The sequence below is a fragment of the Wolbachia endosymbiont (group A) of Andrena hattorfiana genome (assembly GCF_947179565.1).
Lineage (GTDB): Bacteria > Pseudomonadota > Alphaproteobacteria > Rickettsiales > Anaplasmataceae > Wolbachia.
This window is the reverse complement of record NZ_CAMXBT010000002.1, coordinates 479,696-496,949: the sequence shown is the minus strand read 5'-3', so window position 1 is coordinate 496,949 and position 17,254 is coordinate 479,696. Positions and strand designations below refer to the sequence as shown.

At 34.6% G+C, this 17,254-nt stretch carries 21 protein-coding genes; 10 read left to right on the top strand and 11 right to left on the bottom strand.

Translation table 11 applies throughout. The annotated features are described in order from the left end of the window. Positions 1–117 precede the first annotated feature (117 nt). From OM966_RS04230 to OM966_RS04190, 9 genes are all read right to left on the bottom strand, one after another. Positions 118–1,098: an SGNH/GDSL hydrolase family protein gene (locus tag OM966_RS04230; RefSeq protein WP_264328932.1), complete on the bottom strand. Its 981-nt coding sequence runs from the start codon at positions 1,096–1,098 to the stop codon at positions 118–120. Positions 1,099–1,305: 207 nt separating this feature from the next. Continuing rightward, entirely contained in the window at positions 1,306–3,249 is a 1,944-nt protein-coding gene (rpoD, locus tag OM966_RS04225) for an RNA polymerase sigma factor RpoD (RefSeq protein ID WP_264328931.1), read from the bottom strand. Positions 3,250–3,372: 123 nt separating this feature from the next. Further along, complete coding sequence (locus OM966_RS04220) at positions 3,373–3,699, bottom strand: cation:proton antiporter subunit C (RefSeq protein WP_253307288.1); 327 nt, start codon at positions 3,697–3,699, stop codon at positions 3,373–3,375. Next, on the bottom strand, positions 3,696–4,115 hold the full coding sequence (locus tag OM966_RS04215; protein WP_264328930.1) for a Na(+)/H(+) antiporter subunit B: 420 nt from the start codon (positions 4,113–4,115) through the stop codon (positions 3,696–3,698). The genes OM966_RS04220 and OM966_RS04215 overlap by 4 nt, the downstream gene beginning before the upstream one ends. Further along, complete coding sequence (locus OM966_RS04210) at positions 4,108–4,635, bottom strand: DUF4040 domain-containing protein (RefSeq protein ID WP_264328929.1); 528 nt, start codon at positions 4,633–4,635, stop codon at positions 4,108–4,110. Before OM966_RS04210 ends, OM966_RS04215 begins: the two co-directional genes overlap by 8 nt. 1 nt (position 4,636) lies before the next feature. Further along, on the bottom strand, positions 4,637–4,924 hold the full coding sequence (mnhG, locus tag OM966_RS04205) for a monovalent cation/H(+) antiporter subunit G (RefSeq protein WP_264328928.1): 288 nt from the start codon (positions 4,922–4,924) through the stop codon (positions 4,637–4,639). A gap of 6 nt (positions 4,925–4,930) precedes the next feature. Continuing rightward, positions 4,931–5,176 (bottom strand): monovalent cation/H+ antiporter complex subunit F, encoded by a 246-nt coding sequence (locus OM966_RS04200; RefSeq protein ID WP_319604610.1) that lies wholly within the window; start codon positions 5,174–5,176, stop codon positions 4,931–4,933. 28 nt (positions 5,177–5,204) lie between these two features. Continuing rightward, the gene (gene rpoZ, locus OM966_RS04195; RefSeq protein WP_264328927.1) at positions 5,205–5,621 is read right to left on the bottom strand and encodes a DNA-directed RNA polymerase subunit omega; all 417 of its coding nucleotides are present in this window, start codon (positions 5,619–5,621) and stop codon (positions 5,205–5,207) included. 60 nt (positions 5,622–5,681) lie between these two features. Continuing rightward, entirely contained in the window at positions 5,682–5,978 is a 297-nt protein-coding gene (locus tag OM966_RS04190) for a helix-turn-helix domain-containing protein (RefSeq protein ID WP_253310011.1), read from the bottom strand. Positions 5,979–6,413: 435 nt separating this feature from the next. Between OM966_RS04190 and purE the strand changes: the two genes are divergently transcribed. The 8 genes from purE to OM966_RS04150 all read left to right on the top strand — a co-directional run bounded on the left by purE (position 6,414) and on the right by OM966_RS04150 (position 13,850). Further along, positions 6,414–6,905 (top strand): 5-(carboxyamino)imidazole ribonucleotide mutase, encoded by a 492-nt coding sequence (gene purE, locus OM966_RS04185; protein WP_253307285.1) that lies wholly within the window; start codon positions 6,414–6,416, stop codon positions 6,903–6,905. 7 nt (positions 6,906–6,912) lie between these two features. Next, positions 6,913–8,772, top strand: a complete 1,860-nt coding sequence (mutL, locus tag OM966_RS04180; protein ID WP_264328926.1) for a DNA mismatch repair endonuclease MutL — start codon at positions 6,913–6,915, stop codon at positions 8,770–8,772. A 648-nt stretch (positions 8,773–9,420) separates the two neighbouring features. After that, positions 9,421–9,585 carry a hypothetical protein gene (locus OM966_RS04175; RefSeq protein ID WP_264328925.1) on the top strand — a complete coding sequence of 55 codons (165 nt, stop codon included), beginning with the start codon at positions 9,421–9,423 and terminating at the stop codon, positions 9,583–9,585. 11 nt (positions 9,586–9,596) lie between these two features. Beyond that, positions 9,597–9,938, top strand: a complete 342-nt coding sequence (locus OM966_RS04170; RefSeq protein WP_264328924.1) for a hypothetical protein — start codon at positions 9,597–9,599, stop codon at positions 9,936–9,938. A gap of 47 nt (positions 9,939–9,985) precedes the next feature. Beyond that, positions 9,986–10,516, top strand: coding sequence for an ankyrin repeat domain-containing protein (locus OM966_RS04165; RefSeq protein WP_405197138.1), 531 nt, complete (start codon positions 9,986–9,988; stop codon positions 10,514–10,516). Next, positions 10,485–10,697 (top strand): ankyrin repeat domain-containing protein, encoded by a 213-nt coding sequence (locus tag OM966_RS04160; RefSeq protein WP_405197143.1) that lies wholly within the window; start codon positions 10,485–10,487, stop codon positions 10,695–10,697. The genes OM966_RS04165 and OM966_RS04160 overlap by 32 nt, the downstream gene beginning before the upstream one ends. Next, positions 10,694–11,035: a hypothetical protein gene (locus OM966_RS04155; RefSeq protein ID WP_264328922.1), complete on the top strand. Its 342-nt coding sequence runs from the start codon at positions 10,694–10,696 to the stop codon at positions 11,033–11,035. The genes OM966_RS04160 and OM966_RS04155 overlap by 4 nt, the downstream gene beginning before the upstream one ends. A gap of 160 nt (positions 11,036–11,195) precedes the next feature. After that, positions 11,196–13,850 (top strand): 2-oxoglutarate dehydrogenase E1 component, encoded by a 2,655-nt coding sequence (locus OM966_RS04150; RefSeq protein ID WP_264328921.1) that lies wholly within the window; start codon positions 11,196–11,198, stop codon positions 13,848–13,850. Here the strand turns inward: OM966_RS04150 and OM966_RS04145 are convergent. Both OM966_RS04145 and OM966_RS04140 read right to left on the bottom strand, forming a co-directional pair. Then, entirely contained in the window at positions 13,843–14,442 is a 600-nt protein-coding gene (locus OM966_RS04145) for a TIGR02217 family protein (protein WP_264329046.1), read from the bottom strand. The genes OM966_RS04150 and OM966_RS04145 overlap by 8 nt on opposite strands. A gap of 199 nt (positions 14,443–14,641) precedes the next feature. Next, entirely contained in the window at positions 14,642–15,424 is a 783-nt protein-coding gene (locus OM966_RS04140; RefSeq protein WP_264328920.1) for a DsbA family protein, read from the bottom strand. Positions 15,425–15,765: 341 nt separating this feature from the next. Between OM966_RS04140 and OM966_RS04135 the strand changes: the two genes are divergently transcribed. Together OM966_RS04135 and OM966_RS04130 are read left to right on the top strand one after the other, a co-directional pair. Further along, positions 15,766–16,074 carry an ATP-binding protein gene (locus tag OM966_RS04135; protein WP_264328919.1) on the top strand — a complete coding sequence of 103 codons (309 nt, stop codon included), beginning with the start codon at positions 15,766–15,768 and terminating at the stop codon, positions 16,072–16,074. Then, positions 16,043–17,236 (top strand): AAA family ATPase, encoded by a 1,194-nt coding sequence (locus OM966_RS04130; RefSeq protein ID WP_264328918.1) that lies wholly within the window; start codon positions 16,043–16,045, stop codon positions 17,234–17,236. The genes OM966_RS04135 and OM966_RS04130 overlap by 32 nt, the downstream gene beginning before the upstream one ends. The last annotated feature ends 18 nt before the right edge of the window (positions 17,237–17,254 follow it).

The following is a 17,254-nucleotide window of genomic DNA, read 5'->3' as shown; positions in this document are numbered from 1 at the left end:
AGCAATTTTCTGTATTTATTTTAAATTGAAGAAAGCTCAAATGAAAGATCGTGTTTTGCTAAAAATTACAGAATGCAGTCTGGTTACTATTTAAAAGGATATGTTCAAAAAACTGTGTCAAATCAACTCATACACTTCATTACCAACTTCATGATGAAGTTCTGCAGTTGGATGGAAATAATCAAAAAAGAAATAATCCTTTAGTGTTTCTTCGCTACACTCAGGGTTATAGTGAACGTCAAGTTCCCCTTTAAATATCAACTTTAAGAGTATTTTTATATTTTCTTTAAATCTCCCAATTTGGTCTGCAATGTTCGATGTGCATGCATCTTGACAATTTAAACCTTTGCTCTTGTATTCGCTAAGCATACTTTTCATTTTAGAGTTAAGATCAAATGCTTTTATTTTAAGATTTGTACTTTTCTTCATATAATCTAAGCCATTAGCCAATTTTGCATTGAAACTCTCTGTGAGCTTCGTAGCTAGTTCCCTTGCTTCTTCATCTCTATTAAAAGCTGGTATTGAGCCAACTTCAGGTGCGTTTGCAACAACTACATGCTTAATACCATGTTCATTTAGAACCTTAAGTGCATTACATATTTCACTCACTGCTTGTTCCAACACTTCTTCCGCTTTAGTATCGTCATAAGCAGTGGCAACCATAACATCATTTCCGCCGATTATGATGCAAAATAAATCTTCTTTACCTATATCTGGATGATGTTTAATTACCGCATCTAGCTGGTTAGCTAAACGAAATTTATTGAAGAAATAAGAAAAAATAGGGTCAAAAATTTCAGACGCTGTTGCACATGAAACTGCATAGTTTTGACCTTGCTGTTCGTGGCATCTACCAAAAAATGAATAACTCCACCCAGGTTTAAATTCGTCTAAATCTAAATATTTTGCTACATATTCAACAGCAGTAGGGCCATTGCTAAAAGATCCTCCTTGATAAAAAGGGTCATCAAACTTTACGCTTTTTGCAAAGGATAAGTTATTTAAAATTCCAATGATTGCGCCATTATCGGATAAACTATCACCCAGAACATAAAAATTTCTATACTTTGAATTAGAATTGTCATTTTTGTTTGTCATAATATTTACCGTAGATTAGCATGTTGTTTCATTAGATTCATAAAAAAAAATAGCGGTGCAACTTTTTTACAACCCCCATTTTAAACTTTATTGTGCATTTCCTTCATATCATACCTTTTTGAAAAAACGTTTTATTTTAAAAACGCTCTGACTTTTTCTCCACTTTTTCCGGGCAAAATCAGCTTCTTCTTAACTTGACACGTATACTTAAAAGAACCCTCTAAGTTTTCTAGCGCGGCTTGGATGTTTCAACTTGCGCAGTGCTTTTGCCTCTATTTGCCTAATTCTCTCACGTGTTACATTAAAAGTTTTTCCTACTTCTTCTAAGGTATGCTCCTTCCCATCTTTACCAAGGCCAAAACGCATTCTTAGAATTCTTTCTTCCTTTGGTGTTAAAGTTGCAAGAACATTGGTTGTAATACCACGCAAGTCAGCAAGTATTGCAGCATCCTCTGGTCTGGAGACTCGCTTATCTTCTATACAATCACCGAAGGTACTACTATCATCCTTTCCTGTTGGAGCTTCAAGACTTACTGGGTCCCTTGCTATTTTCATAACTTTGCGTATTCTTTCCAGTGGCATTGTCAGTTCTACACTTAATTCCTCTAACGTCGGCTCTCTTCCCATCTCATGAGTCATTTTTCTTAATGCTCTGTTGATTTTACTGATAATTTCTACCATATGAACTGGTATTCTAACTACTTTAGACTGCTCAGGTATTGCCCTAGTGATTGATTGTCTTACCCACCAAGTGCCATAAGTTGAAAATTTATATCCACGTTTGTAATCAAACTTATCCACGGCCTTTATAAGACCAATATTGCCTTCTTGTATCAAATCAAGCAGATCAAGGCCTCTTTTTGAATACTTCTTAGCAATGGAAACTACTAGCCTTAAGTTAGCCTTAATCATCTCTTGCTTTGCTTCAGAGACTTCTCGTTCGTGTTTTTGTATTCTCCTGATTAGCTCCTTAAATTCTTGCACGTTATCTTCCTGTATATGCTGCTTAATACCGTTCAAAGTACTAGCTATATGTTCAGAGTTATCGTCTATAAACCTTAAAAATTTGTTTTTTAATTCACCTGTAAAAGAGGGCTGATTTTCATTGATCTTTAAAAGACTTATCTTTTTCAATTCGTGCTTTAAAAGCATGTCATCATAAACTTTATAGAAACTTTCTCTATCGATATCGTATTTCCTAGCCTCAGCAATAAGATTAGCCTCTTCAAGCGTGATGGATCTATTTATCTTATAAAGTTCTTGTGTAATTCTGGCAACAGCAGCATCACTTAACTTAATTTGTAATGCTATAGACCATATTTGACTATATAAATTCTCTAGTTCATCAGAGGAATCTTTAGAATTTTTTCTTAATACCAATGCTTCATTTGTTAAAGTAATTATCTCATCCAATGCAACTATGACCTTTGGCAATAAGTCACTTTCCATTTCAAGAATAGAAACATTTAAATTCGCTGAATTTATATCTTCATTATCACCGTCTTTCTCATCATCACTTCTTTTACTATCTTTCTCATCATCACTACAGTACTCAGCATCTTCAGAAACATCCTCAGAATCTTCAACATCTTCAGCACTTTCTTCACTCTCTTCTTTGGGTACCACATTAAAGTCAGAGTTATAAATTGCATCCAGATCTATAATTTCTCTCAGTAAGAGAGCTCCACTACTTAAATCATCACGCCATACTTTTATCACCTTTAATGTTACTGATGTTTCAATTATTGCACGTAACATGTTATGCTTTTCAGATTCAATTTTTTTTGCTATCTCGATTTCATCTGCCCTTGACAAAAGCTTTACAGAGCTCATGTCTTGTAAATAAATCCTCACTGGATCATCATTTTGTACTAAAGTTGCAGTAACATTTGGCGATGTATCATCATCATCAAGTTTACTATCATCACTGTTGGAAGGAATATCTTCTTCATCTTCGCTACTTTCAAGCACATTAATTCCGGAATCCTGCAATAAAGATATAGCATCATCTATAAAATCAGACGAAAAATTTTCATCTGATAATTTATCATTTATATCATCAAAGGTGACAAAACCACCTTTTTTTATACTTTTAGTTACAAGATCTCTGATAATTTTTTTCTTATCTTCTGCATCATTAATAGTTGACATCATTACCTTTATAGTTTATAATTTTATTTCTTATTAACAAATAAACTTACAACGAGCAAGTCTATAATTTTACTTTTAACTTGTGGCTATTTGTTACTTCATATAGTTTAAGATACTGTTAATTTATGTACACTTGTCTTGATCAATTGTTCCATACTTTTCTTCCATTTTTACTGCTATGGACAATCCAACTGAAAATGTTGCAATTCCAACCACTATAGCAGTAAGCATTAAAACATGAGGTATAGGATTGCTATATGAATAAAAATTTGAAACCAATATAGGAGGCAAAGAACTTTTTATATATCCTAGAGATATGTAAAACAACAAAACAGATGCTTGGAAGACGCTTACCCCTATCATTTTCTTGATTAAATTTTTATCGTTTATAATAATATATAAACCTAGCACCATTAATACAATAATAATCGTATAATTATATAAAGTCATTGTTTTTTCCTACAAGCAAAATTCATATATATAATTAACATAGAGGAGCAGACAGTAAATGCTACACCTAATTCCACCAAAAAAATACCCAATTTTTGACCGGTTCTATTATTGGCTGACAAGATATCATAAGATAAAAAATTTTGGCCAAGCAAAGTTGTTGCAACGCCCGTTCCTCCATAAATTAAAATACCTAACACGTTAGTCAATCTAATCACAGAATAAGGTATTGCTTTTAGAGTTGTAGATACACCAAATAGCATTGAATATAATATTATCCCGGAGGCAATAATTATTCCTGCTTGAAAACCTCCACCCGGAGTGTAATCACCGTGAAATTGTATGTATAAACCAAATAAAATGATAAAAGGTATCATCAAAAATGTTACTGCATTTAATATCGGATCTTTAATCATTTTCTTTTTCTTCTTTTAATATCAACGTTATACAAAGCGCAGCAGTAAAAACTACTATAGTTTCTCCAAACGTGTCATAACCACGAAAGCTTGCCAAAACAGCTGTCACTATATTAGGAATACCGGTAGCTTTTTCGGTATTTTCCACATAATAAGGAGCAACATGCAAGTGGATTGGAGCATTGTGGCTGCCAAAATCTGGCAATTGAATCATAAAATATGACAAACATACAGCCAAAAATAACATAAAAAAAAGCGTTATAGGGTTATGAGATAGATTTACTTTATGATTCTTTATCAAGGAGAGTGCTGCAAACGTAAAAATCGTACTGAGCCCCGCACCAACAGAAGCTTCAGTAATTGCAACATCAGGTGCATTCATAATTAAGTATATAAGCGCAATAAGTGAACTAAATACACACATTAGAACAGCACTTACGACTAAATGTCGCGAGAAGACTATAAAAACCGTAACTGTTAGTAACAACAAAAGTAGCACTACATTTAATATTTCTAACACCTTAACCTTCTTTAACAGTTTTTTTCTTAACTTTATAATAAGTGCGCGCTAAAATATAGCCATTAGTTGAGCTAGCTACCCATATTATAAGAATTAATAATATTGTTTTAACAGTATTGATTGAAAATCCATTCTGCAAAGCAAAACCAATTAACAATAGCGTTGCACCGCTAGAATCTGTAATACCTGCTGCATGTAACCTAGTATAGAAATCAGGAAATCTAATTACTCCCACACTTGAAATGATTACTGAACAAATGCCTAAAAATATAAGAACGGATCCTATCATAAATTATTAAAACAACATTAATCTCATTAGTGCTATAGTTGATATAAAGCTAACGCTAGCATACAACAATGCTATATCAATTAAAAAAAAATTATTCAGAATGATTGATATTGCTGTTATGAGTACAACTACTTGCGTTGAGAAATTATTGAACGCTAAAACCTTATTGTACACATCACTTGACTTAGACACTATGCGGCACAACATTACACTCATACAGAACAACAGTGTATAGATAGCAATGTAAAGCATTTAAAGACTATGTAACTTCAGTAGATTTCTAAACGGATACTTCTTCATCGCCATCTTGATCATTTATTTCATCATCTATTTCACCATCCACTTCATAATCTTGGCTTTCTTGACTTGCATCAAGATCTGTGTTAAATTGACCACCAGAAAAATTTAATAAATTCGCTAGCTTACTTGTATTACTGCTGTAAACATTATTCATATTTCCTTTCATGTACTCCTTGCATCTACCTACCAAAAGGTTAAATAGCTCATGAGTATCCACCTGTTTTTCTGCTATTTCATATAAGGAAACTATGGTGTTTTTATGGTCTTTAAACTGAACTGTTTGAACTGGATTACTTGCTCCTGTATTTAAATCATGTGTTCTTTGACTTGCCAATAGAACCAATTTGAAACGGTTACTTACCTGTTCTGTACACTTTTCTACAATAGACTCAGCCATAAGATACTACCTTAATAAGTTTTATACTATATCACAAAAAACAAGTTGTCAACTTTGTATCTATTGCGATTCAACTTCATGTTTTACTTTTTCTGCCTCAGATTTTATTTCTTGGCTTTCCGTCATCGTGATTGTTATTTCATGATCAAGTTTTTTTAGAAATCCTAACAATCGCTCTAAAGAAAAACCATCTATTTTACCATTTTTAATTTGTGATACCTTTGGCTGATCAATACCAAGTTTCTCAGCTGCAAAAGCCTGAGTCCAAGCATTTTTTTCTATAATTTTATTTATTATATAGAGCAACTTTGTTTTTATTGCTGCACTGTCTAAGTTATTTAACGATATTATTTCCATAATTCTTACACTCACATATCAATTAACTTTATTAAATATTATAGCATAATATTTAATATACCAAGATATTAATATCATATAACTTGTCAATAATTATATGATATCAAATTTAAAACTTTAAGTTGATTGTATATTAATATTTCAATCAAATTTCTAGTAATTTTAAATTACTATTTTACCATCAGCCTCTCTGAAAAAATCATTTACAGAAAGAACAAGCTAAAATTAAAAAGCTTGAAATACAAAAATAATTATTTTATAAATTTATCTTACATAAGAAGTTTATATCTCTATATCTTAACATAGATATTTATTTAAATTTTTAAAATTTCTATTTTAACGAGAATTCTATATATTATATTTATAATATAACTTAAATATTTGTTGCTTTTTAGCTGGAACACTATTTAGTTAGTAAGTAAAATTGTGTTGAATATGACAAAAATAAAAAAAGATGTTGCTGTTATTATGGGAAGTGAGTCAGATTACACCACTATGGTCCATACCGTCGATATGCTAAAAGCATTAGAAGTTTCACATGACATATTCATAATATCTGCACATAGAACACCAGAAAGGCTCTTCAATTTTGCTAAATCTGCACAAGAAGAAGGTTTTAAGGTTATTATAGCTGGTGCAGGAGGTGCAGCTCATTTACCTGGTATGGTTGCGTCATTAACTTGTTTACCAGTTATCGGCGTTCCTGTGCATAGTAAACAATTAAATGGGCTGGATAGTCTACTCTCTATAGTTCAAATGCCAAAGGGTGTTCCAGTTGCAACCATGTCTATAGGAGAAAATGGAGCATATAATGCTGCCATTACCGCCGTATCTATATTGTCAATTTCCAACAGTGAAATTGCAGGTAGGTTAAAAAAGTGGAGAGAGAGACAGACCAAAGAAGTAAAAGAAAAACCAGTTTCATAATAAATCTATGGCAATAATTCTTTTAGACAAAAAAACCATAAACCGTATAGCAGCGGGGGAGGTGATAGAAAGGCCTGCAAGTGTAGTAAAGGAATTATTGGAAAATGCAATAGATGCTGGAAGTTTAGAAATAGAGATCAAAATAGAAAGTGGTGGGCGTAACCTTATTATTGTGACAGATGATGGTAACGGAGTAGAAAAAAACGATTTAGAACTTGCGTTTATGCGCCATGCTACTTCAAAATTGAGCGATAGTGAGTTGATAGAAATCAAGCATCTTGGCTTTAGAGGAGAAGCTCTGCCTTCAATAGCAGCAGTAAGTAGGATAAAATTATCGTCTAAAGCAAGCGGAACAAGTGAAGCATGGTCTATAAGTTATGAGGGTGGAGAAAAGATGGGGGAGCTAACTCCTTACTCTTTATCACAAGGGACACATATTGAAGTACGAGATTTGTTTTTCGCTACCCCAAATAGACTAAAATTTCTAAAAACCGAAAGAGCAGAAACTCAAAGCATTGTTGATATTGTAAACAACCTAGCAATGATTAACTATCATATAGGGTTTACTCTCACTTCAGGTAATAAAAAGCTCTTAAAATACGCTAAGCAGACTTCGTTATTTCATAGATTGTGTGAAGTAGAAGAAGAATTTCAGGGCAATTCTTTGGAGGTCAATGAAGAAGAAGACGGTATCAAACTTACGGGACACATCTGTAAGCCAACCGTCAATCGTGGTAAGTCAACTCAGATCTATACATTTGTTAATGGAAGGCCAATTAAAGATAATTTACTTATTGGTGCGGTTAGGTATGCATATCATGATTTTATTCCAAGCGATAGGTATCCTTTTGCAGCGTTACATTTAGAGATACCTTATGATCAAGTAGATGTAAATGTGCATCCAAATAAGTCAGAAGTAAGGTTTCAGAATAAGAAGCTCATATATGAGATAGTGACAAGAGGATTAATCAAAGCGTTGTCAAGAAGGATAGGCACCTTTGATGTCATTTCAGCTAGTGACCAGAAAATTACTAATACAATAGAGGGTTTTTTGAAAGGTTCATTATCAGATTCTTTTGATAAATCTGATGTTCAAAATGAATTTTATGAAAGAAGGCCAAGTCCTTTTGAAAATCAACTAATAAAAGAATTTGCTTCTCCAAATGAAAAAGCAAAAGGCTTATCAGAACAGTCAAAATCGTTTGATTATACCGGCATACAGAAATCCCCATCACAAGCGGAAATTATAGCTCTAGAAAAAAAGGTGTTAGAGCAAGTTGATTTGATAGAGAGCCACCCGCTCGGGTTTGCACGCTGTCAGGTCTATAATACTTACATTATTGCCGAGGTAAGAGACAAATTGATTATAGTTGATCAGCATGCAGCCCACGAGAGATTAGTATATGAATGCCTAAAACAAAAATCAAGTATAAAAAGACAAAAACTACTTCTTCCTGAAACGGTTGAAATCAAAAATCAAGCTGGAATGGAGATGATTGAAATCTATAAAGATAAGTTATTTGAAATGGGTTTTGATATTGAAATCAAATCAGAGAATAAAGTGATAGTAAAAGAAATCCCTGCAATTTTGGGAGCAATAGATGTGAAAGAGATGCTAATTAATATAGTGGGTAGATTAACGGAAATAGAAGATACATTGCCAGTAGAAGACAAAGTGAACAAGATATTGGCTACTATCGCTTGTCATGGATCAATTAGAGCAGGCAGGAAAATGAGGTTAGAGGAGATGAATGAGTTGTTAAGACAAATGGAAAAAACTCCATATTCCGGGCAATGCAACCACGGAAGACCAACTTATATAGAAATGAAACTCAGTGATATTGAAAAACTTTTTGAGCGCAGGTAATGAGGTTGCCATAAATATGTAAATGCTCTTTCCTCGTCATCCAAGTAGCTCATAGAAACGGATTAAACAAAAAAACTTCCTTGACAAGCTTCGCCAGCCCCCTTATTATGACAATAAGGGTATTTATGACTCAAAACTTGTTTTTGACCTGCAGGCTCAATGACAAAATTCAGTAAAAAACTTAGGGTATTTTTTGGCGGATTACATAAAATTATAGCGGCTGCATGTCTTTTAAATTTTTTCTACATTCAGCCAAACCGCGCTTAAACTAAGCGTCAGCACATTATTACAGCGCCACTTACAGTAATATAGAGTCAAAACTCGCTACTCGGGGCTTCTTTTGCCTTTTTTTTCGTTTGGTAAATTTCTTAATGTTTATAGCTCAAAGAGAGGTGTCATTCCAGCACTTGATGCTGGAATCCAGGAATTTTATCAAGTATAAAAGTTATGTTAAAATGCACCATTTATGGAAAACTAGATCCCAGTGTCTGGGCACTGGGATGACACCCTTTCCTAGATGGAGATAAATTACAATGTTTGTACAGTTATGGAATTGTGCAACAGGCACAGTTTGACATAAAAAGCTTTACTTTTTGAAATTTTGGGTTATACTTAAGCATAGTTTATTATTAGTAAGGGATAATTGCCATGAACGAAGAAAAAGCTTTAAAAATCTTGGGAATAACGAGTCTTTCTGAGCATGAGGTTTATGAACAAGCTAAACAACAACTTAATGAATTGTATAAGAACAATTTTACAATGTTGTCACGCCCTTTAGAAAAAGGTAAAACAGAGGAACTCTCGAAAAAATAGAAGCATGCAAATTGCTTACTGAAGATTACCAAGATCAGGCAAAAGTTTTTTCGGACCTTGTAACATCAGCCATTGACGACGATAAACTGGATTTTTTGAAGTTGTTGCTAGAGACAGTAAAAAATGATGATAAATTTAACTATTTGAATACAGAAGGTACTGGTGGCAATATACCATTAAACTTCGCGCTTGGGTATACATACAAACATGTGTTAAGGGTTAATGCCATAACATTACTTTTGAAGCATGGTGCTGGCCCTAATACAAAAAACCGAGAAGGTAAATCATCATTACACTGTGTTATTAATAATAGTAATGGCGTTTTTGCCACAAAGTTACTGAATTACTATTAGACTATAAAGCTAATCCTGATGCAATAGATAGGCAAGATAAAACACTGTTGCATTACTTATTTGAAGATAAAAGTCACGATCGTGTTGAAATTGCGAAGCTGCTTCTCAAAAGAGGTGCAAATCCCTATATACAAAATAAATGCGGTGAGTCTCTATTATATAAAGCTTATTCTGAAAAACGTGATGACATTGTAAAACTGCTCTTGGAGCATAGTGCTAGTTCTGATATAAAAAGTGAACGTGTTCAATCTCTATTACGTAAAGCGTGTTCTGAAGGGCGTGATAATATTGTGAAACTGCTCTTGGAGCATGGTGCCGACCCTAATATGAAAGATCAAGAAGGTAAGTCACTACTACGCTGTGTACTTAAAGATCGATTTCTGTGTGACAGTAAAGTTAGAATTGTAAAGCTGCTCTTGGAGCATGGTGCTGACCCTAATATAAAAAATGAACATGGTGAATCTCTATTGTATGAAGCGTGCTCTAAAGGGCGTGATAGCATTGTAGAGCTACTCTTGGAACATGATGCAAATCCTGATGTAAAAGATCAAAAAGGCAGATCACTATTATATTATTGATAGCTATAGAATAGACGATCGTTATAAAGTTGTAGAATTGTTTTTGGATAAAGGTGCTAACCCTAATATGCAGGATGATCTGGGTAGGGCATCGTTACATTACTTGTGTAGAAAGTATTACAAAGATAGTAGTGTTGAAATTGCAAAATTGCTTTTGAGGAGGGGGCTGATCCAGACTTGAAGGATAAAGATGGCAAAAAGCCAATAGATCTTGTTTCTCCTTACAGTGATGTTGGAAAACTATTTGGTGCTATTGATTATAATAAAGCAACCTCGCTTGGGGCTGTTGCACTATTGACTACAGCAGGTAGTATTGCCTTGATTTCTGGGGTTGCGGACGCATACATAGGTAAAGTTTGGTGTTCTACTCTTGCAGCAGTTATGGCTGCTGTTGCATTATGTTGTGCGTACTACGCAATAAAAACTCTATTTTTTTCACCAGGACCATTGCCTGATTTTACCGAAGCTAGAGCAGAATTTCTTAATAGTCAATCACCAAATCCAGCAGGTGCAGCTTAATAATTATAGCTAAAGTAATCTAGATTTACTGTCATTCCGCTACTTGTTAGCGGAATCTATACCGCGAATGAATCGTGGTATGACGTATAGAAACTAAAAAAGTTCTTTTTTAAAAAACTTAAGTTATACTTATAAGTGTTTGATATCTTATATAGTAATTATGTCGAGTTTAAGCTGCCTTTATGGTGATAATGCAGAATTTGTGGAAGAAATGTATAGCCGTTATCTGCAGGGCGATAAATCAATCGGGGAAGATTGGTATAGGATTTTTTCAAGCAATTTAGAAGTTAATAAAGCGGAGTCTTGCGGTGCACAGCATGCAACCCAAACAGACAATGCAGTTTCTAATCTGGCAAATTTTTTCAGGTCTTATGGTCATTTTTTTGCAGACTTTAACCCGCTATCACCAAATGAAAATCAAGAAATAGATTATCAAAAATATTCAAATTTATCCCCAGCACGTGATGCTGAAATCTATAGAGATATTTACTGCAAGAATATCGGTTTTGAATTTATGCATATCTCCTCTTATGAGGAGAGAATATGGCTGCAGGAAAAGATCGAAAATCAAACCTATACGCTGAGTTCACAAGATAAAAAGGAAATCCTGAGGCACTTGATCGAATCTGAGATGTTTGAGCAATTTCTCCATATGAAATTTCCTGGATATAAACGTTTTTCTATCGAAGGTGGAGAGTCAGCTATCGTTGCGATTGAGAGAATTATTAGTGATTCTGCGGCTTTTGGCATTGAAGAAGTAGTTCTTGGCATGGCTCACCGCGGACGACTTAATGTTCTGACCAAAGTTATGGGCAAAGAATATGCGGCAATGCTATCTGAATTTCAAGGCAACCTTGCATACCCAAGTGGTCTTGAGGTGTCTGGCGATGTTAAATATCACCTTGGTTACTCTTCTGATCGAGCACTTGCTGGTGGTAAAAAAATACATTTAAGTTTATGTCCTAACCCATCTCACCTTGAAGCGGTAAATCCGGTTTTGGCTGGAAGAATAAGAGCAAAACAGAATATAAGGTCTGTGCTTGGCATATCAATTCATGGTGATGCGGCTTTCATCGGTCAAGGTGTCGTTGCCGAGACCTTGAGCCTAAGCAACATTGAAGGTTATAAAGTGGGTGGTATTGTGCACATTGTTATAAACAATCAAGTTGGTTTTACTGCTAACCCATGCTGCGCGCGATCCTCTTTTTATTGCACTGACATAGCAAAATCAGTAGAAGCTCCGGTTTTCCATGTGAATGGAGATAACCCGGAAGCTGTGAGTTTTGCTGCAAGTCTGGCAATGGAATATAGGCAGAGATTTAAAAAGGACGTAGTGATTGATATAATATGCTACCGCAAATACGGCCATAATGAAGGCGATGAACCGAATTTCACTCAGCCACTTATGTATAAGCTGATATCAAAACATAAAACTCCTGGAACATTGTATGAAGAAAAATTGACTGCAGAGAAAGTATTAGATGGCGATGAAGTAAATAAATTGCGCAGTGAGTTCAGGGCAAAATTAGATAAAAGTCTTGCTGAATCAGTGACTTACACTCCAAAAAAAGCTGACTGGTTCGGTGGGGTGTGGTCAAAATTAAGAAGAGCAAAGCTGAACGATTTGAGCGAATACTACACGGATTCTGGTGTTCCGCCAGATGAGTTGAAAAAATTGGGTGTGCATATAAATAGCAACATCCCAAGTCACTTTAACATTAACAATAAGGTTAGAAAAATACTCTATGGAAGAATAGACAGCATAAATTCTGGTAGCAATATAGACTGGGCAACTGCCGAAAGTCTTGCATTTGCGTCACTGCTTACAGAAGGAATAGGAGTGCGTTTATCAGGACAAGATTCTGGTCGTGGGACTTTCTCGCACCGTCATTCAAGGCTTGTTGATCAGGAAACAGAAGAAGCGTTTATTCCGCTAAACAATATAAATGAAAAGCAAGCTCACTTTGAGGTCATAGATAGCGCTTTATCAGAGTATGCTGTAATGGGCTTTGAATATGGATATAGTCTTGATTCTCCGTATTCACTGGTGCTCTGGGAAGGACAATTTGGTGATTTTGCAAATGGTGCACAAATTATGATCGACCAGTTTATCGCATCTGCAGAAACAAAGTGGTTGCGATCAAGCGGTCTAGTTCTATTGTTGCCCCACGGTTATGAAGGACAAGGACCTGAGCATAGCTCCGCACGTATAGAGAGATTTTTGCAACTCTGCGGAAAGGATAATATGCAGGTAGTTAATTGTTCCACTCCGGCGAATTACTTCCATGTCTTACGCAGACAAATGCATAGAGACTTTCGTAAGCCTTTAGTAGTGTTTACACCTAAATCACTATTGCGTCATAAAAGAGCAGTTTCTAACCTATCTGACTTTGAAGGAAAATTCCTCACGGTAATTCCAGAATGTAGAACAGGTTTAGTTTCAAATAATGAAATACGTAAAGTTGTAATATGCAGTGGTAAAGTTTATTACGATATAATTGAAATGCTTGAAACACAAAAAATAAACGATATAGCAGTGATACGTTTAGAACAATTCTATCCGTTTCCGGCCGATAAATTAAGCAGCGAACTTGAAAAGTACAAGAACGCTGAAATTATATTGTGTCAAGAAGAACCAAAAAATATGGGGGGATGGTTTTTTGTCAACCCATTGATAGACGAGGTGTTATCTGACCTCAATATTCAAGCAAAAAGACCTAAGTGTATCGCAAGACCTGCTGCTGCATCTCCTGCATGTGGTTATGCTAGTGTTCACACTCAGCAACAGGAGGAAATTTTAAAGCAGCTTAATTAAACTTCACCTCTACTAGTGGAATGTTATTCCAGCTATTGCTTCCATAGTCATCAATAGAAGCGTTTAAGTAATCTGTATCAAAGCGCACGGGCACATCAAATTCGAAGCTCGCAGTGATTATCGCATCTTTTACTGGTGGCTTCATAAATGTTATTTCTCCCGTTGAATAATTTACTGAATATTCACTCTCTTCTTTACCATTTAAATAAATCTTTACTGTCCCATGTACTGGCTTTTTGATCATGCGTATATGCTTATCTTCCCCACTTACATAAGTTTTGATTAGCTGAAAAGTCGTTTTTTTGTTATCTCCTATACCAATCTTTTGATTAATGGCTATAAAATCTGACCAATCCTTAAAACGAAACCCTATTGCTTTACCTTTTCGTGCATGAAAAAATGTTATGAGTTCTGTTAGCTGCTCGTTTGATCTGACCCCGTAAGCTATGTTGTATCTAGTGCGTGCATGAAACCAATTGATGTTGCGCTGTTCACAACCGTTATGAGTTGTTACAACGTCAGTGGAAAATTCCGGTCCTCCAGTGGAACCATAAGATATATTTTCTGGAAATCTAATTTCTGTGAATGACATATGTCCTCCTGTGAAAGTAAAATTAAAGTAATTTGAGCTAAATAACACCAGGTCATCCTGATTAAAAAGTACAATTATTGATGTCTGTGCTTGAGAGAAAACTTGCTAATTAAATGGTATCTTAAGTGTAATTTAAGCACCACGCCTACGGTACATTGTACTCAGGTTCGTTTACGTTGTCAAGTAAAAAAATAAAATTTTATAGCAAATTAATCGCTGAAGCTAGTTTTTGTTTGCGACTTAATTCATCTACTTTTTTGCGTAATACATTCAAATCAGTTGCCCCTACAAACAGACTATCCCCAATTATTAAAAAAGGTGTGCCACCTACTCCCAAATCTCTTACTAGGAGCTTACTGCCATTTATCATTTGCTCAATTTTGTCCGCGTTATTTTTCATGGAATTATTAAAATCATCCTCATCAATCCCTATTCTTTTCACTATATCCAATATGCTTTCGTCTGAAAATCCTCCTTTGTGACTTAAAGCAGAATAGTGAAAGTCGAAATATTTTTCTTTATCAATAAAGTAAATAGCTAAAGCGCTTTTTGCTGCCCTTAAAGAGTCATTACCAAGTATTGGAGCATCCCTAAAGATATACTTAATTTTACCGTCGTTAATTAACTGTTTTATATCGTCTTTTATAGTCTTGCAATATCCACAAGAATAGTCAAAGAAACCTACAGCTATAACACTACTATTTTCATTTCCGGAGTAAGGATAAGTAAGGTCAAATATTTGATCCTTGTATTGTGAAATTTTACTTTTGGTCACATTATCTCGAGCAGCGTAACTACTTTTAATCGACTCCTCTTTGAGAGTTTTTACGATCTTATCAAAATTTCTACTTATATAATTATCTAATTTCTCACCTATATAATCATCGCTTAGCATTTGGCTGCGATTTGAAAGCCAATTGTTTATTACTGGTAAACTTGCTACTGCCAGTATAAGAATCAATAAAAACGATATTCTAGACATACAATTTATTTAAAAACCTACAACATAAAACTTTAGTACACATTTATCTGCATATTAAAAGAAGCATCTAATATTAATATATGAAAACATTTATATCAAGTGTATTTTATAACCAGTTTTGCCTCAAATGCAAACTTTACGTACAATGGAACTCAAGCACATTACTGAAAAGCTCATCAGAAGACTTGGTGATGCAAATGACCAAACCATCGCCAGAATAGCCAATTATGAGATGCTCTATCTTTTACCGCCGCGTATAATAACTGTAAACATGGCGGTAAAAAAAGTTGATCATCTTATAACCGCCGTGTATAATGCTAACAAATGCGGCGGTAAATTATATGAGCGAACCAATAATTGGTAGAGAAAAGGAAATAGCCATTCTAGAAAGTAAGCTTCTCTTTTCCCCATTTGCTGAGTTTATTGCAGTGTATGGTCGGCGTCATGTGGGTAAGACGTACCTAATAAAACAATTTTTCAGTAAACATACCGATGTTTTATTTGAACAAACAGGTCTTAATAATGGTACTATGCAGGAACAACTTGCAATTTTTACACAGTCGTTATCAAATACTTTTTATAAAGGTGCAAAAATGGCTTTGCCTGAAGTGTGGCTGGATGCTATTACAACAATTAACACTTGCTATTGATAACACACATGAGAATGAACACATTGTCTTATTTTTTGATGCACTTCCATGGTTAGCTACAAGAAAGTCTCGTTTTCTAGAAACGTTAGAATATTTTTGGAATATACATTGGACAAACCGAAAGAAGCTTATCTTGGTTGTATGTGGTTCAGCAGCTTCTTGGATGTTGGAAAATATAATTTATACCAAATGGGGGTTGCATAACCGCATTACCGCAAGGATACCTTTGCAGCCTTTTAACTTACGTGAAACTAAAGAGTATCTAAGATATTTAGGAATCAACCTTAATCACCAGCAGATATTACAGATCTATATGGCTATTGGAGGAATACCACATTACCTTAAGGAAGTAAGTAAAGGATTATCAGCAGCACAAAACATTAATATGATCTGTTTTCAGAAGGGTGGTTTGTTATTTGATGAATTTGATATGTTGTTTCACTCCTTGTATGAAGAGCCAGAGACATATCTAAATATCATTCGTGCGATTGCAAAAAAGCCAAAAGGGATAAGCAGAAAAGAACTTATAAAAGCGACTAAAATCACTGAGGGTGGTCGCTTAACTGCTAAATTAAGGAGTTTAGAAGAAGCAGGATTTATTGGTGGTTTTTTACCATTGAACAAGGGAAAGAGAGGAGTATATTACAGGGTAATGGACGAATATGTATTATTTTATCTAACATGGATTGAGCCGTTTAAGGAAGTAACAAAAAGGGCAATAATAAGTGATGCTCACTATTGGGAGTTAGCAATAAAGAAACCAGCTTGGCAAACATGGACAGGGCAAACATTTGAAGCAGTGTGTTTTAAACATGCCAATGTAATTAGAAAAAAATTAGATATAGAGCATATAGCAGTTATATGTGGAGATTGGCAATATCAACCAGAAAAATACAGTAAAGAGTCTGGTGCTCAAATAGATCTAGTTTTCGATCGAGAAGATGGATGTGTAATGCTCTGTGAGATAAAATATAGTGATAAACCTTATACAGTAACAAAGGAATTTGTCGAACAATTAAAAAGAAAAGAAGCAATTTATAGAGAAAAAACGAAATCAAAGAAGCAAATATTCTGGGTGTTAATTGCTGCAAATGGAGTTTCTGAGAACCAATATCTAAAAGATACGATACATCATGTGATTACACTAGAAGACTTGTTTTAAGTCATTTTAAATTTTAAT